The organism is Streptomyces sp. NPDC111520, from assembly GCF_055635295.1.
This window is the reverse complement of the sequence record NZ_JBVKBW010000009.1, coordinates 34,830-61,470: the sequence shown is the minus strand read 5'-3', so window position 1 is coordinate 61,470 and position 26,641 is coordinate 34,830. Positions and strand designations below refer to the sequence as shown.

Annotated in this window: 19 protein-coding genes and 1 pseudogene; 12 read left to right on the top strand and 8 right to left on the bottom strand. The window is 69.9% G+C overall.

What is annotated here, in order from left to right:
- Positions 1-307 precede the first annotated feature (307 nt).
- Positions 308-7,216 (top strand): DEAD/DEAH box helicase, encoded by a 6,909-nt coding sequence (locus ACZ7MY_RS22240; RefSeq protein WP_499603973.1) that lies wholly within the window; start codon positions 308-310, stop codon positions 7,214-7,216.
- A complete protein-coding gene (locus ACZ7MY_RS22235) occupies positions 7,213-9,462 on the top strand; it encodes a UvrD-helicase domain-containing protein (RefSeq protein WP_499603970.1) in 2,250 nt (749 codons plus the stop codon). The genes ACZ7MY_RS22240 and ACZ7MY_RS22235 overlap by 4 nt, the downstream gene beginning before the upstream one ends.
- Positions 9,463-9,495: 33 nt before the next feature.
- On the opposite strand, the gene ACZ7MY_RS22230 is transcribed toward ACZ7MY_RS22235, so the two are convergent.
- Complete coding sequence (locus tag ACZ7MY_RS22230; protein WP_499603967.1) at positions 9,496-10,440, bottom strand: serine/threonine-protein kinase; 945 nt, start codon at positions 10,438-10,440, stop codon at positions 9,496-9,498.
- Between the two features lie 842 nt (positions 10,441-11,282).
- On the opposite strand from ACZ7MY_RS22230, the gene ACZ7MY_RS22225 reads away from it, so the two are divergent.
- Positions 11,283-12,014 (top strand): EcsC family protein, encoded by a 732-nt coding sequence (locus ACZ7MY_RS22225; protein WP_499603966.1) that lies wholly within the window; start codon positions 11,283-11,285, stop codon positions 12,012-12,014.
- A 502-nt stretch (positions 12,015-12,516) separates the two neighbouring features.
- Here ACZ7MY_RS22225 and ACZ7MY_RS22220 read toward each other — a convergent pair.
- The 3 genes from ACZ7MY_RS22220 to ACZ7MY_RS22210 form a co-directional block, all read right to left on the bottom strand.
- Positions 12,517-13,977 carry a UvrD-helicase domain-containing protein gene (locus tag ACZ7MY_RS22220; RefSeq protein WP_499603964.1) on the bottom strand — a complete coding sequence of 487 codons (1,461 nt, stop codon included), beginning with the start codon at positions 13,975-13,977 and terminating at the stop codon, positions 12,517-12,519.
- A gap of 50 nt (positions 13,978-14,027) precedes the next feature.
- The gene (locus ACZ7MY_RS22215) at positions 14,028-14,495 is read right to left on the bottom strand and encodes a DnaB-like helicase N-terminal domain-containing protein (protein WP_499603962.1); all 468 of its coding nucleotides are present in this window, start codon (positions 14,493-14,495) and stop codon (positions 14,028-14,030) included.
- A gap of 137 nt (positions 14,496-14,632) precedes the next feature.
- The gene (locus ACZ7MY_RS22210) at positions 14,633-15,517 is read right to left on the bottom strand and encodes a DUF6083 domain-containing protein (RefSeq protein ID WP_499603961.1); all 885 of its coding nucleotides are present in this window, start codon (positions 15,515-15,517) and stop codon (positions 14,633-14,635) included.
- Between the two features lie 236 nt (positions 15,518-15,753).
- Between ACZ7MY_RS22210 and ACZ7MY_RS22205 the strand changes: the two genes are divergently transcribed.
- The 6 genes from ACZ7MY_RS22205 (at position 15,754) to ACZ7MY_RS22180 (ending at position 20,979) form a co-directional block, all read left to right on the top strand.
- Entirely contained in the window at positions 15,754-16,395 is a 642-nt protein-coding gene (locus ACZ7MY_RS22205; protein WP_499603959.1) for an HAD family hydrolase, read from the top strand.
- Positions 16,396-16,463: 68 nt separating this feature from the next.
- Complete coding sequence (locus tag ACZ7MY_RS22200; protein WP_499603957.1) at positions 16,464-17,654, top strand: helix-turn-helix domain-containing protein; 1,191 nt, start codon at positions 16,464-16,466, stop codon at positions 17,652-17,654.
- 273 nt (positions 17,655-17,927) lie between these two features.
- On the top strand, positions 17,928-18,386 hold the full coding sequence (locus ACZ7MY_RS22195) for a recombinase family protein (protein ID WP_499603955.1): 459 nt from the start codon (positions 17,928-17,930) through the stop codon (positions 18,384-18,386).
- Positions 18,386-18,601 carry a hypothetical protein gene (locus tag ACZ7MY_RS22190; RefSeq protein WP_499603954.1) on the top strand — a complete coding sequence of 72 codons (216 nt, stop codon included), beginning with the start codon at positions 18,386-18,388 and terminating at the stop codon, positions 18,599-18,601. The genes ACZ7MY_RS22195 and ACZ7MY_RS22190 overlap by 1 nt, the downstream gene beginning before the upstream one ends.
- 1,199 nt (positions 18,602-19,800) lie before the next feature.
- The gene (locus ACZ7MY_RS22185; protein ID WP_499603952.1) at positions 19,801-20,652 is read left to right on the top strand and encodes an SCO6745 family protein; all 852 of its coding nucleotides are present in this window, start codon (positions 19,801-19,803) and stop codon (positions 20,650-20,652) included.
- Between the two features lie 87 nt (positions 20,653-20,739).
- On the top strand, positions 20,740-20,979 hold the full coding sequence (locus tag ACZ7MY_RS22180; RefSeq protein ID WP_499603950.1) for a hypothetical protein: 240 nt from the start codon (positions 20,740-20,742) through the stop codon (positions 20,977-20,979).
- A gap of 119 nt (positions 20,980-21,098) precedes the next feature.
- Here the strand turns inward: ACZ7MY_RS22180 and ACZ7MY_RS22175 are convergent.
- The 3 genes and pseudogenes from ACZ7MY_RS22175 to ACZ7MY_RS22165 all read right to left on the bottom strand — a co-directional run.
- Positions 21,099-21,521, bottom strand: a pseudogene (locus ACZ7MY_RS22175) (UTRA domain-containing protein); the annotation flags it as partial.
- Positions 21,522-21,775: 254 nt separating this feature from the next.
- Positions 21,776-22,252 carry a hypothetical protein gene (locus ACZ7MY_RS22170; protein ID WP_499603949.1) on the bottom strand — a complete coding sequence of 159 codons (477 nt, stop codon included), beginning with the start codon at positions 22,250-22,252 and terminating at the stop codon, positions 21,776-21,778.
- Positions 22,253-22,265: 13 nt separating this feature from the next.
- Entirely contained in the window at positions 22,266-23,510 is a 1,245-nt protein-coding gene (locus ACZ7MY_RS22165) for a helix-turn-helix domain-containing protein (protein WP_499603947.1), read from the bottom strand.
- A 215-nt stretch (positions 23,511-23,725) separates the two neighbouring features.
- On the opposite strand from ACZ7MY_RS22165, the gene ACZ7MY_RS22160 reads away from it, so the two are divergent.
- Together ACZ7MY_RS22160 and ACZ7MY_RS22155 are read left to right on the top strand one after the other, a co-directional pair.
- Positions 23,726-24,136, top strand: a complete 411-nt coding sequence (locus ACZ7MY_RS22160; RefSeq protein ID WP_499604470.1) for an ATP-binding protein — start codon at positions 23,726-23,728, stop codon at positions 24,134-24,136.
- 87 nt (positions 24,137-24,223) lie between these two features.
- Positions 24,224-24,349, top strand: a complete 126-nt coding sequence (locus ACZ7MY_RS22155) for a hypothetical protein (RefSeq protein ID WP_499603945.1) — start codon at positions 24,224-24,226, stop codon at positions 24,347-24,349.
- An 882-nt stretch (positions 24,350-25,231) separates the two neighbouring features.
- Here the strand turns inward: ACZ7MY_RS22155 and ACZ7MY_RS22150 are convergent.
- Positions 25,232-25,993, bottom strand: a complete 762-nt coding sequence (locus ACZ7MY_RS22150; RefSeq protein WP_499603944.1) for a GntR family transcriptional regulator — start codon at positions 25,991-25,993, stop codon at positions 25,232-25,234.
- Positions 25,994-26,094: 101 nt separating this feature from the next.
- Here ACZ7MY_RS22150 and ACZ7MY_RS22145 point away from each other — a divergent pair, with 101 nt between their 5' ends.
- Entirely contained in the window at positions 26,095-26,361 is a 267-nt protein-coding gene (locus tag ACZ7MY_RS22145; protein WP_499603942.1) for a hypothetical protein, read from the top strand.
- Positions 26,362-26,641: the final 280 nt, after the last annotated feature.

The window sequence follows — 26,641 nt, the reverse complement described above, 5'->3', positions numbered from 1 at the left end:
TCCCCGCGTGGCAGCAACGGCTCGTACGCGGACTTCTTCGATGACCTCACAGGCTGGACCTGACCGGCAGACCACGCGCTGCAAGACGCGGCGCGGCCGAGACCCGGCCGCATACGTGCCACCACCACGCGACCACCCGCCCCATTCACGCCATTTACCCCTTCCCCGGACGTACGAGATCCGCCTAGGTGGGTACCGTTGTCCGAGGTGAGCGGTATTTTTGATGCCGATCGTCACGGCGCCTATGCCAGCTGCCACGGCGCCACTCACCGGCGGTCGCGGTCACCGACTTGTCTGAAAGGTCCTCGTGAAGCCCACCCTGGCCGCCGCGCAGCTCCGCGGCAGTCTGACGCAGTACCTCACGACGACGTACGCGCTGGCCGACGAGGACACGCGGCTCGCACTAGAGCGGTTCCTCGGGGATCCGGAGACGGGCATATTCAGGGGGCCGTACCTGCGGATCAGAACGCCGTTCCACCCCGCAGGCGACGGGTGGCAGTCGGCGCTGGAGTGGCAGCCGTCGTTCACGCCGTGGCGGCACCAGGCGAAGGCATGGCAACGGCTGAGCACGTACAAGGGGGCGGCCGAGCCGACTCTCGTGACGACCGGCACCGGGTCCGGCAAGACCGAGTCGTTCCTGATCCCCGTGCTCGACCACTGCCGGCGGCAGAAGGCGCTGGGCAGGCGCGGGGTGAAGGCCGTGCTGCTGTACCCGATGAACGCGCTCGCCACGGACCAGGCCGGCCGCATCGGCGACTACCTGGCGCAGCCGGAGCTGGCCCAGGTGACGGCTGGCCTCTACATCGGCGACAAGCCGGACACGGACTTCCGGCGGGTGATGACGCGGCGCGAGGAGATGCGCCAGTCGCCCCCGGACGTGCTGATCACCAACTACAAGATGCTGGACCTACTGCTGCAGCGGGCCGAGGACCGGTCGCTGTGGGAGGGCGCGGACCCGGCGTACATGGTGCTGGACGAGTTCCACACCTACGACGGCGCTCAAGGCACCGACGTGGCGATGCTGCTGCGGCGGCTGGCGGCCGCCGTGGGCGCCTCGAAGCCGGAGCGGCCGCTCGGTTCGATCTGCCCGGTGGCGACCTCGGCGACTCTCGGTGAGGGCGGGGGCGACACCGGCGGCATCCTCACCGTCGCCGAGCAGGTGTTCGGCATTCCGTTCGGGCCCGACTCGGTGATCGGCGAGGAGCGGCTGAGCGCCGACGACTTCGTCGGCGACATCGACTACGAGCTGCCCGATCCTCCCAGCCCCAAGGACGTCATCGATGTCTCGGGCGGGCCGGGCGTGGAGTCCGACCCGGACCGGCTCGACCTGGACGGACTCGCCGAGCGACTGCTGGGGCGGCGCGGCCTGGACGCCTTCCAGATCGGGCGGTTGCTGAGGAAGCACGACTTCACCCACGGTGTGCTGGCTCTGCTGAACGGCGAGCCGCTCGACGAGTGGGGGCTGCGGGACCGCATGGCCCGCTTCGGGTACGCGTGGGCGCGCACCGCGCGGGAGAACCCGCGGCTTGCGCTGGAGGCGCTGTCGCGGTTCGTGGCGCTGCTGTCGTCCGCGCGGGATCCGGAGTCCGACGAGCGCCGGCCGCGTCCGCTGCTGCACATCGAGGCTCACCTGTGGGTCCGGCCGGTGGGACGGGTACTGAGCGGGGTGGGTGCCCGGCCGGAGTTCCGCTGGTACGAGGACGAGCGGGCCGTCGCGCGGCGCGCCGCGCTCACCGCGGCGTCCGCTTCCGAAGACCTGTCCGGCAGCGACGAATGGCCGGCGGCGGACTCGCGGCGGCCGCAGGCGCTGCCGGGTTCGGACACCGTGCAGCGGCCGGCCCAGGCCCACCTGCCGGCGATCTACTGCCGCGTGTGCGGCCGCTCGGGCTGGGCGGCCCTGTCCCCGGAGGCCGATCCACAGAAGCTGGAGACCAGCCCGCTGCGGATCTGGCAGGCCGCCGTCGGACGTGACAAGCGGCGGCTGCGGTACTTCATCTCGGCGACACCGACCGAGGCGCGGGACGCCGTTGCGACGCTCACTGGCACCGCGCCGAGACAGGACGGCGCTGCCGACCCGCTGTCCGTGGTGGTCCTGGACGGGGCGCAGAGCACCTACCGCATGCCCGTCGCCGAGGACGCGGAGGGGCTGCAGGACGCCTGGTTCGCGCGGGCCGTCCTGGACAAGAAGACTGCCGACCAGGCCGCCAAGGACGACACCTGCCCGGCATGCAACACGGACAACGGCATCAGGTTCCTCGGCACCGCGCTCGCCGCGCTGGCTTCCGCCACGGTCACCCAGCTGTTCACCGGCGGCCAGGAGATCGCGCTGGCGCCGGAGGAGCGCAAGACGCTGCTGTTCAACGACTCCACGCAGGACGCGGCGCACCGGGCCGGGTATGTCGCCAACGCCTCGTACAAGTTCTCGCTGCGCTCGCTGCTGGCACACCGACTGGATGACGCCGGCGCACCGCTCCCGCTCAACGATCTCATCGGCGACGTCTTGGACTCCGTGGACGACCCGCAGACGCTCGCCGCGGTCGTCCCGCCGGACCTGCACGACGAACCGGGCGTGGACCGGCTCCTGTCGGGGCGCGGCACCGGGGACGCGCGGACCTGGAAGCTCATCGGGGAACGGCTCGCCTTCGCGACCGTCATGGAGTTCGGGCTGCGTTCGCGGCTCGGGCGCACCCTGGAGCTGACCCGGACCACGGCCGCGGAGGTGGTGGTCGCCGACCCGGACCGGATCGTCGCGCTCGCCCGCGACCTCCACCTCACGCTGCCCGGGCAGTTGGGTCTGGACGGCGGACTGCCTACGCCCGAGCGCTACGCGGCGTTTGTCCGCGGGTTGCTGGAGCGGATGCGGCTGCGCGGCGGCGTGCGGCACCGGTGGCTGGACACCTGGATCAAGGAAGCAGGCGTCAACCAGTACCTCATCTCCGGGCAGCGGCCGGAGGGGATGCCCGCCTTCCCCGAGGGGTACGTGGCGCCTCCCAGGTTCCTGCTCGACGGCCCAAAGGAGAAGACGAAGTTCGACACGATCACCGGTCGTGGCAACTGGTACCAGGACTGGACGCGGCGCTGCCTTGGCCTGGACGCGGCGCAGGCGACCGAGTACCTGCGCAGGCTGCTGCCCGTCCTCGCGGACGAGGGCGTGCTGTCGGCGCGCACCGCCAAGGACCGCATGACCCGCGTCTACGGGCTGCAGCCGGGCCACATCCACGTGCGGCTCCTGGCGGACGACCTGGTCAACAAGGCGTTCGTGTCCTGCGAGGAGTGCGGCTGGCAGCAGGTGGTGCCGTCCGAGCGGCGCACCCGCTGGTACGGGCACCCCTGCCCCCGCTGGCGCTGTACCGGCATCCTCACCCCTCCCCAGTACGGCATGTCGTCGACCGGGGCGGGCAGCGGCGGCTTCGGCGGGAAGCTGGAGCGTGACTACCGGGCCGACTATTACCGCCGTCTGTATCTGACCGGCGGCACCTACCGGGTGGTCACGGCCGAGCACACTGGCATGCTGACCCGGCCGGAACGGGAGCGGGTGGAGCGGACGTTCCGGCAGGGCACCCACTACACCGATCCCAATGTGCTCTCCTGCACACCCACCCTGGAACTGGGCATCGACATCGGCGACCTGTCGGCGGTGCTGCTCGGCTCGCTTCCGGGCGGCCCGGCGAACTACGTGCAGCGTGCGGGACGCGCGGGACGCAGGACCGGCAATGCCCTGGTGGTCGCCTTCGGTGGGCGCCGGGCCCGCGACCGGTACTACCTGGACGACCCGACCGAGATGATCGCCGGTGACATCGTGCCGCCGGGGTGCTACCTGTCCGCCGTCGAGATCCTGCGCCGCCAGTACACGGCGCACCTGCTGGACCGGGCGGCGCGCGGCGAGCTGAACACCGCGGATGGCGAGTTGCTCATGCCGGTGCCGCGCCTGTCGTCGGCGCTGTTCGGCACGACCGGCTGGTGCCAGGACCTGTCGGACGCGGCGCTCACCCACGGGGCGCGGCTGGTGGAGGAGTTCCTGGCGCTGTTCCCGCAGGCCTCCGGCGGCCCGGAGGACGACCGGGGGGTGTCCGCGCACGCAGCGGGCGAGCTGCGCTCCTATGCCACCAATGGCATCGCACGTGCCCTGCAGGAGGCCGAGGAAGAGTGGACGGCGCGGCGCGAGGAGCTGCGCCGCCGTATCGCCGCCATCGACAACGCCGTGGACGGGTTGCTCGCCGAGGATCGTGAACAGGGCGCGGAGCGGCGTGAGCTGCTCGCGGAACGGCGCGCGACGGGCGAGCTGCTGCGCGAGCTGAGTCAGACCAGCGCTCACGGCGCCCTCGTCGAACTGGGCCTGCTGCCCAACTACAGCCTCACCGACACGACGACGTCGCTGGAAGCCACGCTCTACTGGAAGGAGGCGTCCGGGGACGACGAGGCCGCGGAGGCGGCCCCGGAGGGCCACGACGAGCGCCGGGACTGGGTGTACCGCAGCGAGGTGCGCGACTACGAGCGTTCCCGCAAGCTGGCCCTGACCGAACTCGCGCCCGGCAACAGCTTCTACGTCAACGGCTACCGGCACGTCGTGCGCGCCCTGGACATCGGCAGCCCCGAACGGCGCGCCTGGGCAGTGTGGCGCATGTGCCCCGCCTGCGGTTATGCGCGCACCCACGGCGACCCGAAGAACGACACCTCGCCGTGCCCGCGCTGCGGTTCCCGGGAGATCGCCGACGCGGGCTGCGTACACCACGTGCTGGAGCCCCGGCGGGTGATGTCCCGCGACAAGCGGGACGACGCCCGGGTACGGGACGACCGTGACGAACGTGACCGGAGACGGTATGCGGTCCTCACCACCGTCGACATCGACCCGGCGCACCTGGCGACCGGATCGTGGCGGCACGACACCGCAGTCTTCGGCGCCGACTTCACACGCAAGGCCGTCGTCCGCACCCTGAACCTCGGGGTCGACCGGCAGGACGGCAGCAGCACGGTTCCACTGGCCGGTGACGACGTACGCCTGAACCCGTTCTACGTGTGCACCAGTTGCGGCGGGGCGACGGCCGACGGGCAACCGGTCGTCGACCAGTCACAGCACGCGCTCACCGCCTCGCTCGCCCGCTCCACCCGAGCCAGCGCCCACCACCAGCTGTGGTGCCCGCGCCGACGGCTGCGCGGCAGCGGGGAGGAGCAGGGCGCCGGGCTGGACGTGCCGCTGCTGCTTGCGCACGAACTGACGACGGAGGCCGTCCGCATCCTGCTGCCGGCGTCCGTCGCGCGGGCCAAGGAGCGGCTCGCCTCGTTCACCGCAGCCCTGTTCGCGGGCATAGCCGCCCGCTACGGCGGCGACCCCGACCACATCGACATCACTGCCGCCTCCATGCCGGACGGCGAGGACCGCGACTGGCCGCGCCGGTTCCTCGTGGTGTACGACCGGCTGCCCGGCGGCACGGGGTACCTGCACCGCCTGGCGACCTCCGACGGCTTCCGCGAGGTCCTGCTGAAGGCCCGCGAGGTGATCGAGGGCTGCGGCTGTCTGGAGAAGGGACTCGACGGCTGCCACCGCTGCCTACTGCGCCGGGTGCCGCCGGCCGACTACGACAAGGTCAGCCGCAACGAGGTCCGGCAGATGCTGGACGAGCTGCTCGGTGCGGACGGTGAGCGCTGGCGCACCTCGCCCGTCGCCACCACCCAGCACATCCCGATGCACCAGCAGGCCGAGAGCGATCTCGAAGTCCTGTTCATCGACACGCTGCGCGAGTGGGCCGGACTTCCGGAGAGCCGTGCGAGCGGTGACGCCTACATCACGCCGGCCGGCACCCACGCGCTCGACCTGCGACTGACCGCGGCCGACGGCACCACGCTGAGCTGGCGGGTGTCGCAGCAGCGTGTCCTCGACGGCACCCGCCCAGACGTCCTCTTCGAACGGGTCGACGCGCCCGGCCCGCGCGTGGCGGTCTACCTGGACGGCTACGAGTTCCACGCCGGCCGTGAGCACAACCGCGTCGGCGACGACGCCGACAAACGCACACGGCTGCGCGCGGAAGGGCTCAGGGTCTTCCAGCTCACCTACGGCGACGTGAAGGAGTGGCAGCGCCGCGTTCGGGACACCGGTTACGCGGGCGCCGGCCCGGCCGCCCCGGTGTGGGAACCGTACGAGGACAAGGCTCGCGGCAAGGCCCGCGACTACTACGCCAAAGTGTGGGGCGCCCTGCCTGGTGAGCTTGCGGAGACGGTGTGGGTCAACCCGGCCGTCCAGCTCGTGGAGTATCTGCGCCAGCCGCACGCCCAGCGCTGGCAGTGGCGGGCGGAGGCCGCCTTGGCGGGCTTCATGGGCGCCGGGGCTCGTCCCGTCGCGCTGCCGCCGGACGTGCTCGGCGAGCAGATCACGGCGGCGCTGCGCGGCACGACACCCGCAGGGCCGCGCGGCCCGGTGCAGCTGTTCACGGTCACCGACCGGTCGGGGCTGCCGCTGGTTCTCGCCGCGGACGGCCGTGCGAAGCCCCCCGCGTGGACCGGCATCGTCCTCCTCGACGACGCGCCCGGCGTTCACACCCGGGAGGAGGCGCACAAGCGCCGTTGGCGGGCCTGGTTGTACTGGTCCAACCTGCTCCAGTTCCTGGACGCCGGCGGCGGTGACGCCGTCCAGCTCACGACCGGCCAGATCGACGGGTTCGCCGTCGAGACCCTGGCCGTCACGGGCGGCAGCGGTGTCCTGGAGAGTGTCCGTGCCACGCTCGCGACCGCCGACGGCACGCACGCGCCGGCCGGGACCGCCGCGCCTTCGCCGAAGCCCTCGGCCGCCGCGGAGGTGTCCGCAGCGGGCATCGCCCCGCCCGTTCGGAACGAGGCATGGGACCGGGTCGTCGAATACCTCGACCCGGACGAGCCCGGCCTGCTCGCGCTCGCCGAGGCGCTCGCCGCGCGCGGTGTCCCGGTTCCCGAGGACGGCTACGAGCTCGACGAGAACGGTTGGCTGGCCGAGTTGGCCTGGCCTGCCGCACGCGTCGGTGTCGTCCTCGCCCCTCGCCCGCCGGAGGGCGAGGACGAGGACCCGGAAGCCGGCGACCGCGACCGTGCGTTCGCCGCGGCCGGCTGGGAGGTTCGGCCCGCCGCCGACTGGACCGCGGACGACATCGCGGACGGCCTCGACGGCGCACCACCGTCCGGAGACCGGAAGCATCCTGACCAGCCTGACGGCACCACTACGGAGAACGGGGAGAACGAACAGCCGTGACCGGCAAGAACGTGACGCTGCGCCTGCTCGACAAGGCGGACCGGGAGATCCTCAAGCTCCCCCGGCCGGTCAAGGGCGCGATCTACGACTTCCAGCACAAGTTCAAGACCAACCCCGACTCCGCGGGTCTGCGTCTCAAGCAGCTGCAGGGGCACGACAAGCTGTACTCGGCACGTGTCAACGACGAATACCGTGCGCTGCTGCTGCGCCTGGCCGACGACGACTGGTTGATCGTCTCGGTCAAGCACCGCAAGGACGTGTACGCGCATCTGGACCGGCTCACGTACTCGGTCAACCGCGTCACCGGCGGCATCGAGTACGTGGACCTGCAGGTCGTGCAGGAGGAGGTGCTCAGTCCCGCGGCCCTGCAGACCACCACACCCAGCGAGCCAGCCGCTCCGGCCGCTCCTGAGCCGCTGTTCGCGAAGTGGTCGGAACGGCAGCTCACCGACCTCGGTGTGGCCCCGTCCCTGATCCCGGTCGTCGCCGCGCTGACCACCGTTGACCAGCTCCTCGGACTCGTCGAGTACGCGCCCCAGCTCACCGGCGAGGTGCTGCTGGCGCTGTACGACGGCAAGGCGTACGACGACGTCCTGGAGCAGGTCACCGCCCCTGTCGCGGCGCCGGAACCTGTCGACCCCGAGGACTTCCGGGCTGCCATCGAGCGTCCCGCCACTATCGTCACCACGACCGACGACGCGCTGCGCGAGGCGCTGGAGGGCGAGGACTTCGGGCGCTGGAAGGTGTTCCTGCACCCCACCCAGGCCAAGCTCGTCTCGCGGGACTACAGCGGTCCGGCGCGCGTGGGCGGCGGGCCCGGCACCGGCAAGACGATCGTGGCACTGCACCGGGTCAAGCACCTGGTCGCCCACCTCCCGGCCGGCCGGACCAAGCCGGTCCTGCTGACCACGTACAACAAGAACCTCGCGGCGGACCTGCGGTCCCGGTTGCTGGCGCTCGGCGGCGAGGCGCTGCTGTCGCGCGTCGAAATCAGTCACGTCGACCAGCTTGCGCTGCGGACCGTCCGGGAGGCGGAACCGGGCAATCGCAAGCGGATCATCGACGAGGCGCAGGCGGTCGGCGAATGGCGCTCGCTCCTGGACGAGCTCGGCGAGGACGGCTGGGACGCCGAGTTCCTGAACGACGAATGGACGCAGGTCATCCTCGGTCAGGCCGTCACCTCCCGCACGGACTACTTCCGGGCGCGCCGCGCCGGACGCGGAGGCACGGTCACCCGTACCGAACGCGCCGAGATCTGGCAGCTTGTCGAGCGCTTCACCCAGCGCCTGGACCGACTCGGAGTCCAGACATGGGACCAGGTCGCGGAGCGTGCGGCTCAGCTGGAGGCGGAACGTGCCCGCCGTATCCAGGCCATCGACCGTCAGCGGGAAGAAGCGGGCGGCCTGGACAACGTCCACATGGCCGACGGTTCGGGAGGCTGGCTGCGCTACCGGTACCGGCACATCGTGGTCGATGAGGCTCAGGATCTGCGGCCCGCGCACTGGAAGATGCTGCGTGCGATGACCGCTCCGGACCGCAACGACCTCTTCCTTGTCGGTGACACCCACCAGCGCATCTACAAGAACCAGGTGACCCTCGGCAGCCTCGGCATCAACATCCGGGGACGGTCGTCGAAGCTGTCGCTGAGCTACCGCACCACCCGGCAGATCCTGCGCTCCGCGCTGAACGTGCTCGGCGACGAGACGTACGATGACCTCGACGGCAGTACAGAGACGCTGGCCGGGTACCGGTCCGTGCTCAGCGGTGCTCTCCCGGATCTGCACGGGCTGAACGACTGGCAGGAAGAGCGTGAGGCGATCGCCGCGCTGATCGAGTCTTGGGGACAGGTGCCCCGCGAGCAGATCGCCATAGCCGTGCCGACCAACCAGATGGCGAGCGAAGCCGCGTACACGTTGGCTCAGCACGGCATCCCGGCGCTGGAGATCGGCCCGGACGGACCCCGTGGCGACAGCGGCGTCCACATCGGCACGATGTTCCGGTTCAAGGGGCTCGAGTACCAGCGCATGATCATCGCCGGGGTGACCGACGGGTTGGTGCCCCGTGCGAGCGTCCAGCAGCGGCGGACCACGGACCCGGCGCGCTACCGGACGGAGATGCAGCGCGCCCGGTCTCTGCTGTTCGTAGCGGCCACGCGCGCCCGAGACAGCCTGGATGTCTTCTGGCACGGAGAGCCGAGCCCGTTCCTCAAGGAACTGATCGAGGTCCGGCCGCCCGCCGCGGCATGACCGGCCCCAGGATCGTGCCGTAGTGAGCTTCGGCTAACGCGGCACGATCGGTCCTTGGGGCACGAGGAACGGCCGCCGGGGATCCTCCGGCGGCATCCTCCGGACCGCGAGCGCCGGATCAGGGGCCGGCAAGTACGGGGCGAGGGCCGCGTACACCTCCACCGCATCGCCGGGGCGATCCTCGGGACGCTTGGCGAGCAGTGCGTGCACCAGCTCCTGAAGCGCGGCCGGGGCATCGACACCGCAGTCGGCCAACCAGGGAGGAGACGCGGTGAGGTGCTGAGTCACCAACTCGGGGACGCGCTCGCTGGAGAAGAGAGGGCGGCCGGTGAGCATGTGGTGCAGCAGGCACCCCACCGCGTACAAGTCGCTGCGACCATCCAACGACTCCTCGCCGGACAGAAGTTCGGGCGAGGCGTAGTCCACGTTGCCGAGCCTTTCGCCCGTCATGGTGAGCTGCGGGTCGGTGTTCGAGAGAACCTTCACGAGGCCGAAGTCGAGGATCTTCACCAGACCGCTGGTGCGGACCATGACGTTCTGAGGCTTGAGGTCACGGTGCACGAGGCCGGCCGCGTGCGCGGCGGACAGCCCAGCGCACAGTTGTGCGGCCACGGAGACCGCGGCAGGCAGGGTCAGGCGCCCGCCGTCGGCTCCGTCGATCACGTTGTCGAGGGTCGTCCCATCGACGAGCTGCATCACCAGGCAGCAGACGTCCTCGGTGACAGCCGCGTCGTACACCGTGGTGATGTTGGCGTGGTCCAGACGAGCGGCGGCCTTGGCCTCCCTCTCGAAGCGCGCCAGGGCAGTACGGCGCCAGTCAGGCAGGGCCAGAAGGTCTGCGGCGACGGTCTTGACCGCGACAGGGCGCTCCAGATACACGTCCATCCCCTGCCAGACGTGCCCCATCGCTCCTCTGCCCAGAATCCGGTCCAGCCGGTACCTGCTGCGCAGAACCTTGCCCGCGGCGAACTGCTCCACGTTCTCTTCCTTCGGTGAGCCCCAGCGGTATGTCAGTGCACGGACTGCCTGACCGGAGGCCCATCGTCGACAGCTCGCACGGAACAAGTCAACCAACCTCGTACGCACACCGAAAAACCTTCATGGCCAACAAAATCCCGCACGGCCCCCACGCACACGACGCCAGGTAGCCCGAGGTGAGGGGGCAGGCTATCCGCTACCGGATGCTCTGCAAGAGCTGCCCTGCGGCAGGGAGACAAGACCTGCGAGAAGACCGAGAACCGCCTGATCGCGGCCGGGTCACTTTCGGCCGGGCCCGCGCAGCAGCCGCCCGCACCGACGACGCGATCAACGTGGGCACCATGTACACCTTCGACTGGCTCGAGTGCAGTGCTTCGCCGTGGTCGGCGTCAACGACCGACCCTGCGGCAAGGAGAACTGCCGACTCCAACACGAGGACGACCTCGCCCGGGAACGTTGCCTGCTGTTCGTCGCCTACAGCCCGGCCCCAGGACGGACTCTACGTCCCGCGGACCAGGCAGACGAGTCGACGCCTGGTGAAGGCCGGCGGCGGGGTGGGGTAGCCGGCACAGTCCGCTCACGGGTCCAGAGTCGAGCGAGCACACGCCAACTGCCGGAGTTTGACAGCGCTTTCACTCTCATGTGAAAGTATGACCGCTTCAGCTCGTGAAGGCGGCGCGGCAAAGGACGTCGTGGCGCGTAGGGGTGGACGGGCGGTAGCGAGGGGGATGCGGCTTCGGCCGCCCGCATGCTAGCCGGGGACTGCCGGCGACCGGATTCCTTCTCCTGCCCGCAGCAGTGCGGGATGCCCCTCGGTGGGGCGCTCGCGGAAGGGGCGTGTGATGGCCGACAAGGAGACTCCCGACGAGGGAGCGGTCGAGAAGACCGGTCAGTGGGTCGCTGATCTTGCGGAGAAGGTCATGGTGAACGGTGTAGGGCCGATGAGGGGATCGGTGGCCTGGGCCGAGGACCGTCTTTCGCGTCGCCAGGGTGCCGATTACCGGGCACCCGGTGACGATGAGCGCCGTTCTCCTGAGGACATGAAGGATGACGTCGATGCGGTCATAGCCCGCCTCATCAAGGAATCCGTGGCGGCGGCCGGAACTCAGGGATTCGTCACGGGGCTGGGAGGTCTTCTCACCGCAGGCTTGACGATCCCTGCGAACGTGGCCGCATCCTTCGCTGTCAACATGCGGATGGCCGGCGCTATCGCGCACCTTCGGGGATGGGACATCCGCGACCCGCACGCGCGAACGGTCGCGATGATGCTCGCGATCGGGATGAGTGCGCAGAACGTCATGGCGGCCTTCGGGGTGAAAATCGGTCAGAAGCTCGGCGAGCACTTGATCAAGAAGATCCCGATCGCGATGCTCAGGGCGATCAACAAGAAGGCCGGATTCTTCCTCTTCGCGAAGTTTGGAACCAATCGGGCTGCGATCACGCTCGCCAAAGGGATCCCGATCCTGGGAGGCCTTGTCGGAGGGACTGTCGACGCAACAGCGACTGCTCTCATCGGACGGGCTACGGACAAAGTCTTGCGCGGCGACACCCCGCGGGCCGAGGAACCGGAGTAGCCAAGACGCGAACCAGGTATGGCGAGCGCTCACGCCAACCGACCCAGCGCAAGGGCCGCCACATCACCGACGTCCACCGGCCAAATCCTCCGGCCAGCCGGGGCTGGCGCCAGAATCCGCCCGCCCCGAGCTGCCCGCTCCAGCCTGGACGGCAGACACCGGACATGATCCCCCGGCCCAGGATCGCCACCGACGCCAGAAACCTCGCCCGCTCACCGATTGCCTGTCCGCCGCCCGCTTCCTGACCTTGTTTCAGTAGTGATCACCCCCAAGTCGTTGAGGGCGAGGCCGGTGCGGGCAATGGCGCCGAGCCGGCTGGGGCCGAGGGTGACGCGCTGCAGGGTGCGCCAGCGGTGTTTGAGTTCGGCGGCGGCGCGCCCGGACGCCGCCGATGGGGCTGTTCGTGGGCGTCGTCGCCAACAACGTCCACTTCCTTTACAGATCTTCAAGGCCAGCAGCTAGGGCCGTTGACCGTACAGACCCACCGCTGCCGGAGCACTGACTAGGGGTTTCCGTCGGGGTGGTCGTTGATCCATTCCAGGCCGCCGAGGTCGAGGCGGTGGCGTGCTCGGGTGACAGCGACGTAGGCGAGGCGGGCGTCGGCATCGTCGATCGGACCGGGCAGCGGGTTCCCATGCTCGTCTTGTTGGTCGCTGTCTTTGGGTGGGTGGAAGTCGTCGGCGATCTCGACCTGGGGCCATTCGCGGCCCTTGGCCTTGTGCGCAGTGGACACCGTGACCTGCGCATCCTGCTCGCGGACCAGGCGATTGACCGCGGCCAGGACGGCGTCCGTGCCGTGAAAGTCGACGAGGTCGACCAGGGGCTGCAGGTCACTGCCGGCGGGATCGTGTTCGGCGTAGTCCTGCAACTGAGCCCAGGAGCTAAACAGCACCAGCTCCGGGTGCGAGGTCCGGCGTCCGTCCTGCAAGTCCCGGGCAGCCAGCGCCAGAGCACGCAGGGCCGCTCCTCCCCCGACCAGCGCGACCCTGCGGCCGAGAGCGAGGAAACGGAAAATCTGGGCCATGGCGCCGATGTTGCTGCGGCACAGCACCGCGTCCGGCTGCGTCACCTTACCGACCTCGGTGGTGATCGACCGGCTGCCTTCCAGGCGGATCGGAGCATCGGCGATCGCCAGCCACCGGTTAGCCTCCAAAGCCAGCAGGGGGCCGAACCGGAAGGACCGGGTCAGGGACAGGACGGTGCCGTCGAAGCCGGTCATCACGTCCTTGGCACCACGCCAGCCATAGATGGCCTGCGCCGAGTCCCCAACCATGACCAGCTGGGCGTGGCCGCGCTGGGCGAGCAGGACCTGTTCCAGGACGGGGTTGGTGTCCTGGGCCTCGTCCAGGAGCACGAAGTCGGTGCGCAGTTTCGGATCGGACAGAGCCCACAGTTTCAGGTAGTGGTCGTGCTCGAAGCGGACCGCGCCAGTGTCGGGGTGCTGCAGGTCGGCCCAGGCGGCGCGGGCGTAGGGCAGAATGCGCCGGGCGAGTTCCCCGTGCAGGCTTGCGGCCAGGCCACGGAGCGGGGGCACATGGTGCTGCTCGATAACGGGGTCGGCGGACTGGCAGAACCGGGTGACGGTGCGCTGCGCCGTGGAGGCTAGCGTCGCGGGCCATACGACGTAGTTGCCGATGCGCATGGGCTTGGTGATGCCGAGCGCGTCCGCGGTGTGGCGGCCGGGAAGGCGGGGTCCGTTCAGGCGGGCCTGGTAGCGGTGGCCGATGGCGGCATATGCCAGGGAGTGGGCGGTCTTGCACAGCACCGTGCCGGGGAAGCGGCCGGCGGCATCCTGGGCAATGGCCCGGTTGAACGCCACATACAGGCCGCGGCGTGAGGTGCCGGCAGCGAGCTGGGTAAGGGTCGTGGTCTTGCCGGTGCCGGCGCCGGCCTGGATGACCAGGTGGTCCCCGGTGGCGAAAGCGTCGGCGGCCAGGACTTGTTCGTCGGTGGGCTGCAGCATCGTTGAGCATCGTCGTTCTGTGAGAGCGCGGTTGTGGCGCGCAGGAGTGGTCAGGTGGTGTCGTCGTCGATGAGGAAGCCGCGCATCGGCACCGGCGGCAGGCCCTCGGGATGAGCGATCGTCTGGCGGCGTAGCGCGGCCAGGTCCCGGGCGATCGCCGCGTAGTGCACTACCACCGGCTCCGCCGGTACCGCAGCACGGACAAGCTCGGTGACCAGGTCCTTGGCCTGCTCGAGGATGGCGGCCGTGCTCGTTCGCTGCCGCCGTGCGAGTTCGGCCGTGACGGCCGCCGCAGTGCAGGGCTCCTTGTGGTGATGGATGACCGCCGCAGCGAGGAAGACCTCCCGGCAGGCCGGGCTGCTGTAGTACGTCGGGTGCAGGACCGCCATCAAGTACGGGACCAGCTGCGGGTGACGGAGCAATGCTGCCAGGACCACGCGCTCGGCATGCTCATCGGACAGGGCAGGCCCAGGCGGGGACTGGTCAGGGTCGGGAGTACCGATCAAGGTCTTGGACACCAGGGGCCTCCGAAACGGCCAGGACAGGGGCAGCGAAACCGCCGCAGCGAGAGCTGGGTGAGGGGCGTGGTCGTGGTGGCCGCCGGGCCCACGCGGGCGGGGCAGCCGAGCGGAACGGCCACTCGAGGGCAGCGGGCTCACCCCAAACCACGGCCCGGGTCGGACCCCCGCAGCGACGGGCCGGGAAGCCGGTCGCAGATGTACAGGCGGTGGCGAACCGGGGCAAAGGTATCCCAGGCAACCAGAGCGCTGTCCGCAGCACCGCGGACAGCGACGTGAGCGGTACAGCGCTGGGCGCGCCAGCGCATTTGTTCGGCGTACGGCAATCCCGTGAGGTCGTACAGGGTCATCACGTCCGGGTCGGCCGGCAGGTGCCCGTCGCCGGGGCGAAGGAGTGGATCGACGAGCTCGAGCCGCCACGTGCCGGGCAGGGCCTCGGTGTCCAGGACAGGTAGGGAGCAGCGACGGCGGGCGCGGGTCCGGGCCACACACTGGAGGCCCTCGAGAGGACCGGGGGCGAGATAGCGCGCGCCGATGATGCGCACGACCGGCCGGACAGGCACATCCGGCGCGGCCTGGACTGGCTGCTCGGGCCGGGGTGTGAAGAGGCCGGCCTCTTGTAGGCGTCGGGAGTTCAGCGCGAGGGCTCGGCACATCTCCTCCAGAAGCGGGCTGCGGTTGCCCGCCGCACCGGCCGGACACAGGGCGTGGTGCCGGACGCGGCACCACACGCTCCCGTCATGGGAAGCATGCGCGACACCGGAAGAAACGTGCCAGCGCTCCCCCGGTGGCACCGACCCCGCAGGCAGCTCCACCGGATGCAGCGGAACAGCAGTATTGCCCGGGCGCTGGTACCACTCCACGGGATTCCCGCAGACATCACACCGCGCGCCCTGCGCAGTGCGCAGCAGCCGGCTCGGACTGTCTTCGGCGATGCGCAGAGACCGGCGCGGCCGGTAATTCTTGCGGCTGCCGTCCCAGGCGAGACCATCGTCAGCGAAGGAGTTGTTCGTCGAGCGCATGACCGCAGACGATGACCGTCGACACGCAACAACATGGACGACCAAGCCGAGGAAGTCACCCTCCCGACCCCTTCAAGTCGCACGACAGTTCGTTCAATCATTCATGCGTTCTCTCCAGATCCCTCTCTCTCGGACCAGTCGTCGCCAGCGGGTGCTGTGCGCGCCTCCCTTCAACCAGACGCGTGCACGGCCGGCTGCTCATCACGCTCCTGAGGTGGCCCCGTAGGATGCCGTGCATGATTCGCGCAGTAGCGTTCGACGTCGGTGAGACCCTGATCCGAGACGACCGCGGCTGGGCTTCCTGGGCGGACTGGCTGGGAGTACCCCGGCACACCATGTCCGCCCTTGTCGGATCCGTCGTAGCTCAAGGACGCGACAACGCCGACGCTCTGCGACTTGTGCGGCCCGGTCTGGAGGTTTCCGTCGAGTACGCGGCGCGGGAGCGCGCCGGTTACGGGGAACAGCTCGACGAGCATGACCTGTACGAGGATGTCCGGCCAGCCCTGTCCAGGCTTCTGGCGGCCGGGTTCCGAGTCATTGTCGCGGGCAATCAGACCCGCAGAGCAGGCGAGTTGTTGCGCGCGCTCGACCTGCCCGCAGACGTCATCGCGACGAGCGGCGATTGGGGTGTGGCTAAGCCCGAGGCCGCCTTCTTCGAGCGGCTCGTCGAGACGGCCGACTGCACCCCTGAAGAGATCGTGTACGTGGGCGATCACCCCGCCAACGATGTCTTCCCGGTCCTCGCTGCCGGATTGCGGGCAGCACACCTTCGACGCGGCCCATGGGGATATCTGTGGGCCGACAGTCCAGAAGTTGTGGCTGCGGCGGACTGGCGCATCAACTCCCTTACAGAGCTGGTCGATACGCTGACGAGGTAGCGTAAGGTTCCTAACCCTGGGTCAGATACGCGATACCCTCCGTACATTCAGGAGGATCGGAGACCACTGTGCTCGGAGACAGTGCGGGCGATGTAGGCAAGCGCATCGCGACCGTCCGTCGTTCCCGTCGCATGAGGCAAGGCGATCTTGCCCGGGCAGCGTCGCTGTCACCGAGCATGATCCAGAAGGTCGAGCGTGGTGCCCGGCTACCGAGCGAGGACGCGCTGAATGCCATCGCCGCCGCTCTCGCTCTCGACCCATCTCGGCTGTCAGCCGACGGGGGCGGCAGGGCCATTAGTCGTGTGCGGGCGGCGCTCTCGGACATCTCAGCTGTGATCGCCACGTACGACCTCCCCGATGATGGCCCCGTTCGGCCGCTGCGCGAGCTTCAGGCCGTAGTTGACGAAGTGGTCAGCTGGCGGCTCAGCGCGCAGTACGCCCGCATCGCCCGCGACATCCCCCAGTTACTCACCGAGCTCTCTCGGGCCCTGCACAGCACAAGCAGCCAAGAAAGGCTTGCCGTCGCACGCCTCTTGGTGGCGGCATACCGGGCCGCAGACGCCGTGGCCTACAAACACGGCGGGCGCGACCTGTCCGCCCGCCTGGTCGACCTCATGACGTGGGCCGCAGCAGAGGCCGAAGATCCGCTGCTTTGCGCTGCCGCGGCCTACGTCCGCACCGAGACCTTCTTCGCCGCCCGTGCTCATTCCGCCGGCCTGCGTGCCCTGGAGAGGGCGATTGATGCGGCCCCGCCTCCCGAGCAACCTGCAACCGCTGCTGCCCTTGGCGCTCTCCACATGCGTGCAGCCGTCATCGCAGGGCGTGCCAAGAACGCGGCCGCAGCCACGACCCACATCGCCGAGGCGAGGCGTCTCGGTGATGTTGTGCCAGAAGGGATCTATCAGGGAACGGCGTTCGGCCCCTCGTCCGTACGCATTCAGGAGGTCTCGGTCGCCGTCTCGCTGGGCAGCGAGGAGCACCTCAAGCATGCGGTGAATCTGGCCCATGAGTGGGTGCCCTCGGCGGTCGAGGTCCCGGCTGAGCGACGCTCGGGCTTCTATGTCGAAGTCGCGCGGGCTCAGTTGTGGTCCGGGCTCATTGACCAGGCCTTCGAGTCGTTGAAGGTCGCCCGCTCCGTCGCTCCGCAGCATGTGGCCGAACACCGCTGGGCGCGGGAGGACACCGCCAAGATCCTTCGCATCAAGCGAGCAGGCAACGAGAGTCTGCTTGCCTTCGCAGAGTGGATCGGCGCCGTGTAAAGCTCGTCCGCAGGACGAAGCGGGGTAGCACAAGCTGTGCTACTTGTGCCCCTTGACGGCGATCACCATCGGTTGCATGGCCGACACACTCGCCGAGATTCCCACAGCGCCCCCCGACATCGACCCTGCCCGCCTCCGTGGTGAAGCCTGCCTTTGGTGCGGCTCCACCTGCAGTCACCTCGACGGCGCGGGCACGGTGCGCGTCGCCGTCGACGGCGGGTGGCGTGTATGGCCGATCGTCGCCTGCCCTGAACATCTCCCGCGGAGGGCAGCGTGACGACGGCGCCCAGACCCATCGCGCTGATCTACGACCGGCTCACGCGTCCCGGGCCGAGTCTGCTCATCGAGCGCCTGGGCGACTGTGAGCGGTACGCGGTCGAGGTGGGCTGGGAGTACAAGGGCATTTGGATCGAGCACGGGCCTCATGCGCACAGCGCCACTGATCGGCCGCAGCTCGACGCCCCAATTCACCTGGTGCGTGTCTTCTCATCTGCGCGGCCTGTCATCTGCCTGGTCAGCAGCTGGGACCGGCTGGGCGATGAGGCATCCCTGGCGCAGCTTCAGCTACGGGTGCGGGAGGCCGGCGGGTGGTGCGCGACCGTCGACGGCGCCAGCGCCAGGGACGAGGGCGCGGCCGGTCACGCGGTAAGGCACCCGATCAGTGGCACGGAATGCCATCGCTTCCGTGCCACGGCGCCAGTGCCGCCGTCTTACTTCCCGGAGGAGATCTGATGCGCTCCCGTTCGGCCGTGTTACCCCGTGCCCGCTCAAGACATCGTGCGTCCCGTGCTGCCGGGCCGCACCGGTCCGGTGTGCTGGGCCTGGTGTGGCTGCTCGGCAACAGCGCCGCCGTGCCGCTGCTGTGGATGCAAGTCGCCGCCGCCCAGCACGACACCCGGCCTGCGCCCGCGCTGAGTGCGCCTGACGTCGCCACCGAGGTGGTCTGACGCCGGCCCCTTTGGTTCCTCCCTGGTCTTCAGGGAGGACGCCCCCGCTCCCCGACGGGGGCACACGGCCCGTACCAGGCGGACCGCGCGATCCCGCCGCGCGCGCTGGCGAGCCTGCCCGGATTATCACCCAGCCCGCGTGGCGGGCCCCACCGGTTCCACCCACGATCTTGGAAGTCAACGGTGTTCGCTTCTTCCCTTCGGCTTGCGTCCGCACTACCGCTACCACCGGTCCGGCCTGACCTGCCCGCCGCCGTGCGGTGTGCCGAGGACGGCCCTGGGTCCGGTTGCCGGCCCGGCGGCATCCGCGTGCCGCGGCAATGGTCCAGCCCTGTTCCGGACGAGCAGCGGCGCACGCCCTCGAGCACGGGGGCTGGGTGGGGCGCGGGTTTGGGTGGCGCCGCCCTCCACGCCCGGCAACCCGTCGGAGGCCGGCAACCCGGAGCCAGGAAGGGGGCGGGAGCCCATGCGGCGTGACACGAGCCCGGATCCGACGCGCCGGACGTGGACGGTGGAGGTCCGGCCCATAGCTGCAGTGGCGGTCATGACGTGCGAGGAATGCGGCCGGCTCGGTGACCTGCTGGGGGCGGAGCCGGTGCGTGGCGCTGTCCTGGCGCACCTGGTGGCACATGTCCGTGCCGCGCCGCTCGCGTCGCACCTGCGGACGTGCCAGTGCGGCCAAAACGGCTGCCGCTGGCACCCACGGCACCGTGGCTGTGACGGCCTGGTCCAGCTGGTGCTGGTGCGCTGCGCGGGAGGCCGCCGGTGGCGTCTGTCCGACACCTGCCACGCCTGCGCCACGGCCACACCGCAGGCGGCCATCGTGCCCGAGCCACAGGTCACGCCCGTGGGCCACGGCCCAGCCCGGGACGTGGAACCGGCGAGTTACGTGTCCCCGTTCGTCGTGGACTGCAGCGGCGGCCCCGCAGGATTGTGGGGGTGGGATGACGGCGCAACGGCCCGGTGAAGCGGGACACCGGCCGTGGCGGCGGCACCGCGGCCTGAGGCTCCTGGGCGGGCCGCGGCCGCCGACGGCGAGTTCGCCGCCCACATGTTCCTCAGACCCTTGTTCCGATGCTGCGCGCGTTTTCGCCGTCGTATCCGTTGACACCGGTCAGCCGGAGACCTAAGTTGCGCCATACCGACCGGTTGGTACTCCTCTCCCGCCCATGTCTCTGCACCCCTGGAAGGACTGCCACATGAAGGCAGCACGATTCGCGTGGCGGCGACTTGAGCCTCTCCATGGCATGGTCTACTTCGTTCCCGAGGCCAGGAACCGGTACACAGAACTGGGACTCCAGGGCAGGGCAGGATATTTCGCCTCCCGTGGTGCGGCTCTTGGCCGCGCCTCGGCGGAGCTGGTCATCGCAACCTTCTACAACTTCTGCCCGGATGTCGTACGTGGGGCGCTACCGGCCGCCTGGGACGCGGTCACCCCCGAGCAAATGTTGGCCGCCCGGCTCGCCGGCGCGGGCGAGGCCTTGCGCCGGGCCAAGATCCATGAGCTTCCGGGACTGGACGAAATCGTCGGCCTTGCGCGGCGGGCAGCCGAGGCGGCGTGCGAACACCCTCAGGGGCGCCTGCTGTTCGCCGCTCATGCCGCCCTGCCCTGGCCGGACGAGCCGATCCTGCAGTTGTGGCACGCCCAGACGCTGTTGCGGGAGTTCCGTGGCGACGGCCATATAGCGGCGCTACTCACCGAGGGTGTCGGGCCCCTGGAAGCCCTGGTTCTGCACGGTGCCAGCGGCCTGGTTCCCGCCGCCGCGCTCAAGCTCAGCCGCGCCTGGCCGGAGGAGCAGTGGGCCGCCACCGAGGAACGCCTACACGAGCGTGGTCTCCTCGACGGGGATGTCCTCAGCATCGAAGGCAGTGCCCTGCGTCAGCACATCGAGGACCGCACCGATGCCCTGACCCTGCCCGCCTACGGCGTCCTGGGCGAAGAGGGCTGTGAGCGTTTGGCCGAACTCGCCGACACTTTCGGCCGTGCCGTCACCGACGCTGGCCTTCTCGACCGCTCCGGCCTCCTGGCTGCGCTGCGCGCTTCCGCCTGAGCGACCTTACACCGCCGTTCGCCCAAGTCCTCCCTCGCCCAGAAGCTCACGGCACGTGCCCGCACGGCCTGGACTCAGCCGGTCGCCGTGCACGTCCGCCACCGAGGCCAGTCCGCCTATGTAGACGGCAAACTGGCCTACGGCGACAGCGTCGAACTGATGCGCCTGCGCCACAGCCGATCCGCCACCACCTGGGGCTTCGCCCTCTACCTCGCCAACACCGACAAGTACGAGGACACCCTCCTGCCCACCAGCAGCTTCGCCGACACCCCCACAGGTGCCCTGGACTACGCTTGCGGCCTCTACCTCGCCACCCCGGATATCTGACCAAACCCCGGACGCAACACCGGCTTTGGAGTCAACCCCCAAAGGACTTCCGGCGCTGACCACTTCGCGTCCATGTTCAGGCACGACTGGCAACCCGTTGTGCAGACCTCAGCCGAGATTCACTCGCCGCGGTCTATGCCGATCTCGTACGCGATCTCCCAGCGGATGTCAGGCACTACGAGGTCGGCGGTCTCCACAGGCCGACCAGCGCCGTCGTAGCACGTGCGCTCGATCCGCATCAGCAGGTCTCCGGCGCTAATCCCCAGCAGGTTGGCCTCTTCCTGCGTAGCCCGCCCCGGCCCCGACACCTCGACGGCGGTGTCGGCGGCGACGGCGATGGTACGCATCCGCTCCACGATGCCCACGCCGGCGAGCGGGCCCATCTCCGGCAGCACAATGGGCGTGCCGTCCTTGAGAGCCATCGGCTCCCACGACGTCGACAGTTGCACCGGCTGGCCGTCAGCCATGAACTCGTACGTCGTGCGCACGCAGTGATCCCCAGGCTGAATGGCAAGGCGCTGCGCGACGTCCTCTGTGGCGGCCGCACCAGCCACAGCAGGTTTCTCCTCAGCACCCCGCCGTCTGGCCACCCTCCGCTGGCATGGCGCCGAAAGGCATACGTAGGTCGTGCCGAAACGGCCTCAACTGGAAACGGTGTCGAGGTGCCCACTGGCCATTTCACGGCTCGAGAGCAGGACGCGAAGGGACTGAAGGTTGTCCTGTCCCCCCGTTCTCCGCGGCCGACGGCCGTCGGCCGCGGAGAAACGGCTCGGTCCGTGGGTGAGTCCTCCTCGGATCAGTCCCGGCTGGCCCCTTCGGGCCACACGATCTGTACGGGGACGCCGACACGGCGCGCGTAGGCGACGACGTCGGCGGTACCGCCGTATCCACGGGCTGGCTGCCCGTCCCACACGGCGATCAGCTGGTCGGCGAGCCCCACGACGATCTCGCTGCCGGCCTGGTGAGCCTGCGAGGTGGACTCGCGCATCCCGGTGTGGTGGACGTCGGCGGCGCGGGCCATCAGCTCGTCGTACACCGGGTAGTGCCAGTCGGGCAGGCTCTCGCGGTACTCGGCGGCAGGGATGACCACTTCGAGGCGGCCGCCGTGCTGGAGAACGGCCTGCGCAAACCAGGCGTCGGGGCCGTCTGCGATGCAGCTCATCCCCACCAGGTCCTCTGCCGCGGTGGCGTCGAGCAGCTTGGCGAGTTCGGCACGGACTTGGGCCTCGACCGCCGGCGACAGCCCTCGGTGGCCCGTGATGCCCAGGCGCATGCTGGCTTCCCCCTTACAGGTAGGTGTCGTGCAGCAGGGTGTCGAAGTCGCGCACGATACCGGGCGGTGTCTGCGAGGTGTACGAGCGGCGGAAGGCACGGGCGCGCTCGACGACGCGCCCGGACTTGAGCCGCACTCCGTCGTGGACGGCCCGGGTCGCCAGCGCGAACGCGGAGTCGACGCGGCCGGTGCTGAGGTGGCCGGTGGCGACGTCGAGGGTCAGAAGTGCGCGCTGCTTCTCGTGGCCGGACGACAGGGCGGTGCTGATCTCCTGCGAGGACAGGACCCAGCGGGACCGGCCGAGGCGCGCCCCGCACACGACGCGGCAGGAAGCCACCTTCCGCTCATCGAAGGAGAACACCCACGGCCACGGCGGCGGGTCCTCGCGCGGCACGCGCGCGGTGTGCTGCTCACAGGAGCGCAGGGCGCGCTCGGTGGCGCGATCGTCGCCGGCGGTGGCGTGGGCAACGGCCTCAATGGAGGCGAGCCAGGCAGCAGCGATGGCCGGAAGGTCGGGGCCGAGCTGGCGGCGCGCTCGGGCGATCAGGCGCAAGCCCTCGGCGGTGTTGCCCGCTTCCACCTCGAATTGGGCGAGGCTGCCGGTCTGGTAGGCGCCGAGCAGGGAGTCCCCGGCGGTGCGGGCGGCCTTGATGGCCGAGCCGTACCAGGTGCGGGCGGAGCCGTGGTCGGCCATGTCCCAGGCGAGCCAGCCGACCAGGGAGGCGGCTTCGGAGCCGACGGCGGCCATGCGGGCCTTGTGGGAGGCGTCCGGGGCCTGGGAGGCGACGCGCTGGATGAGGCGCAGGTGGGCTTGTGCGGTGTCGGCGAGGTCGCGTGAGCCGACGGTGGCGTCCAGGCGGCGGAAGGCGGTTGTGGCGACGCGTAGGGCGGGTGCCTGGCCGCTGTCCCATTCGGGGCGGGCCGGGATGTGGGCTATGGCTGGCGTCGCTGCAACTGCGGCGACGCCGGCGAGGAATTCTCGGCGTTCCACCGTGCTGTTCCCGTTCCGGTCGTAGTCGGCGAGACCGACCAGGCTCGGAGGGATGCCGAGGTGGCTGGCCGCGCTCGCCAGGAGGCTCATGTTGTAGGTGCCGACGCCGCGGTCTTCGAGGCGTGACATGGCCGACTGAGACAGGCCGCAGGCCTCGCCGAGCTGGCGCTGGGTCAGGCCTAAAGCCTTGCGAGTCAGCCTGATGACGCGGCCGTAGTCGCCGCCTCGTGCGGCGTCCCGGACTTGCTTGTTGCCGGCCCCGTCCATGCGTTCCCCTCCCACGCTACGTACCGTCGCTCAGCATCTACCCGCCTCGTATGCGATGGGTGCATATCCGCATGCACTGCCTGCATCGGAGATGGCGGCGGCCGTGACGGACCGCTTTCCTACAGTCAGTGTCCGACACGACGTCAGGTCGGCGCTGACCTCTCGAAAAACCCGACCGGGGCGATGGCGCCCCTTGAAGGGGGAGCGGAGCCGTGATGACGACGCACGGGACCTCGCAGCGGTGGCAGATGTGGTTCACGCCGTTTCCCAAGACGGTGTACATCGCCCGCAGACAGGTGGGGCGGGTTCTCGCCGGCTGGGATGTCCCCGAGGGTGCGATGGACACCGCGGTGCTGATCACCAGCGAGCTGGTCACCAACGCGATCCGGCACTGCGACACCCGGCACCTGGTGCACGTCCACGTATCGGACGATGGCGCCCAGTTGCTGCTGGAGGTGTCCGACCCTAGCCGCCGGCATCCCCGCCCTGTGATCGCGTCAAGCGATGCCGAGAGCGGGCGGGGGCTGATGCTCGTACGGGCGACCGCAGCCGACTTTGGGGTCCGTGACCGCGATCCGGTCGGCAAGACCGTGTGGGCGACTATCGCCCGGCAGCCCGCCCTGTGAAGCCCCGGCCCGGCGGAGTCCCCCGTCGCACTGCCGGGCCGGTTCCCCTCCCGTTCCTCGCGTCGATGTCGAAGGTGGTTCTCTGCAGTGACCGTTGAGGCTGGCGAGCAGCTCCCGTTCCATGTGGCGTTCGAGCCGGAGCGCGGCCAGTTCGTCGTGATGGTGACGGTCGGCGTCCCGCCGAGGCAGCAGCTGGGACCGTCTCGACGATGAGGCGTCCCGCGTGTCCCTTCAACTGTGGGTGCGAGAGGCCGGCGGGTGGTGCGCGAACGTCGGCGGTGCCACGACAGGCACGACGTCGCGACCGGCACACGGTGCAGCATCCGAGCGGTGAATCGGAGTGCCGCAGCGACCACGCCACGGCGCCGACCCCATGGTTCCTCCCCGTTCGTCGGGGAGGACGCCCCCGCCCCGACGGGGGCGCACGGCTCGTACCAGGCGGGCCGTGATCCCGCCGCGCGCGCTGGCGAGCCTGCCCGGATCATCACCCGGCGCGCGTGGCGGGCCCATCTAATCCACGACCTTGGAAGACACCGTGTTCCTTGATGTTCTTCGGCTTCCGACCGGAGCCCTGCTGCCGTCCGTCCGCCCTGACCTGCGCACCGCCGGTGGGTGTGCCGCGGACGAATCCGGACTCGGTCGCCGATTCGGCGGCATCCGTGTGCTGCGGCGACGGCCCGGGCCGCTGTCACCGAAGCGGCGGCGCGCACGCTGGGGTGCGGGAACGGGGTCCGGGAGGGGCGCGAGATTGCCTGCCGCCGGCCTCCGCGCCCGGAAGCCCGCTGGAGGCCCGCGACCCGGCATCTGGGGAGGGGCGGGAGCTTATGTGGCGTGACACGAGCCCGGGTCCGCTGCGGCAGGCGTGGACAGTGGAGGTCCGGCCCATGGGTGCGGGGGTGGTCATGACATGCGAGGAATGCGGCCGGCTCGGTGACCTGCCGGAGGCGGAGCCGGTGCGTGGCGCGGTCGTGGCACACCTGGTGGCGCACGTCCGTGCGGCGCCGCTCGCGCCGCACCTGCACCTCACCTGGCCCGGAGGAGGCTTAGCGTCCGCGCCCAGGCACGATCGGCAGCCCGTTGTGCAGACCTCAGCCGTCACTCGCCGCGGTCTATGCCGATTTCGTACGCGATCTCCCAGCGGACGTCTGGCACTACGATGTCGGCCGTCTCCACAGGCCGACCGTCGCCGTCGTAGTACGTGCGCTCGATCCGCATCAGCAGGTCTCCGACGCTAATCCCCAGCAGGTTGGCCTCTTCTTGCGTAGCGCGCCCCGGCCGCGGCACCTCGACGGCGGTGGCGACGGCGACGCCGATGGTCCGCATCCGCTCCACGACGCCCGCGCCGGCAAGCGGACCCATCTCCGGCAGCACAATGGGCGTGCCGTCCGTGATGGCCATCGGCTCCCACGACGTCGACAGCTGCACCGGCTGACCGCCAGCCATAAACTCGTACGCCGTGCGCACGCAGTGAGTCCCGGGCTGGATGGCGAGGCGCTGCGCGACGTCCTCAGGAGCGGGAACTCTGGCCTGACTGTGCGACTCCCAAGTGCCGGTCTTACCTTGCTCATTCATGTTCGCGTGGAACGGGCTGCCGCCGCGGTGCTCGCGGTGGCGGGACCGGATCATGCGCATGCGCTCGCGTGGTGGGCGAACAAACCGTCCGGAGCCAGCCCGCCCTTCGAGTAGGCCCTCGATGACGAGCCGGTCCAGGGCGCGTTGCGTCACGTTGCGACCGACGTTGTATTCGGTCGCCAAGGAGGCGCCCGATGGAAGTTTTTCGCCGATCCCCCACTCCCCTGCCTTGATGCGGCGACGCAGATCGTCGGCCACCTCCAGGTAGGGGGCTTCGCGGGGCATGGCACTCTCCGTGCTGCCCCAGCGAGGGGGCGAGTTGAGGCTGGCGTCGTCATTGACAAAGCTACTGCATAAGGGAGAACCTACTTAAGTAGCATTACGCAGTGCGATCAACCAGTGACCAGGGGATACCTGTGCGTCCACGCATCGAAAGCATCGCCGCACGGCTCCTCGCGGCCACCGGCACAGAAGTCGAGCGCCGGGAAGACCAGACAGGCGTGCGCCTGATCGTCGCTCTCCCAGAGGAGCTCGACGAACCGCGACGCGCCTTCCTCCTGGCTGCTCTGGCCGATGCGGACGACTACGGCCATGACCATGCGGGGGACGGCACTCAGCAGGCGTGGGCCTTGATCACCGGAGGTACACAATGAGCGACCGGCACGGCGACGGATACGGCATCACTTCCGCCATGGCCAAGTTGGGGATGCCGCCCCGCCTGGGCGGGGCGCACGAGCCGGTCACTGCCCAGACAGACGGCCCGGGCGAACAGTCGCCCCAGCTGGGGGTACTCGCCGAGATTCCGACAACACCACCTGACATCGATCCAGCCCGCCTCCGTGGTGAAGCCTGCCTTTGGTGCGGTTCCACCTGCGGTGACCTCGACAGCGCGGGCATGGTGCGCGTCGCCGTCGACGGCGGGTGGCGTGTATG

Excerpts from the sequence above, each read along its gene's own strand:
- ACZ7MY_RS22210 (WP_499603961.1), bottom strand. The coding sequence starts at position 15,517 with ATGCGCTCGACGAACAACTCCTTCGCTGACGATGGTCTCGCCTGGGAC.
- ACZ7MY_RS22165 (WP_499603947.1), bottom strand. The coding sequence starts at position 23,510 with ATGGACGGGGCCGGCAACAAGCAAGTCCGGGACGCCGCACGAGGCGGC.
- ACZ7MY_RS22160 (WP_499604470.1), top strand. The coding sequence starts at position 23,726 with ATGACGACGCACGGGACCTCGCAGCGGTGGCAGATGTGGTTCACGCCG.
- ACZ7MY_RS22150 (WP_499603944.1), bottom strand. The coding sequence starts at position 25,993 with ATGCCCCGCGAAGCCCCCTACCTGGAGGTGGCCGACGATCTGCGTCGC.
- ACZ7MY_RS22205 (WP_499603959.1), top strand. The coding sequence starts at position 15,754 with ATGATTCGCGCAGTAGCGTTCGACGTCGGTGAGACCCTGATCCGAGAC.
- ACZ7MY_RS22225 (WP_499603966.1), top strand. The coding sequence starts at position 11,283 with ATGGCCGACAAGGAGACTCCCGACGAGGGAGCGGTCGAGAAGACCGGT.
- ACZ7MY_RS22220 (WP_499603964.1), bottom strand. The coding sequence starts at position 13,977 with ATGCTGCAGCCCACCGACGAACAAGTCCTGGCCGCCGACGCTTTCGCC.
- ACZ7MY_RS22185 (WP_499603952.1), top strand. The coding sequence starts at position 19,801 with ATGAAGGCAGCACGATTCGCGTGGCGGCGACTTGAGCCTCTCCATGGC.
- ACZ7MY_RS22190 (WP_499603954.1), top strand. The coding sequence starts at position 18,386 with ATGCGCTCCCGTTCGGCCGTGTTACCCCGTGCCCGCTCAAGACATCGT.
- ACZ7MY_RS22170 (WP_499603949.1), bottom strand. The coding sequence starts at position 22,252 with ATGCGCCTGGGCATCACGGGCCACCGAGGGCTGTCGCCGGCGGTCGAG.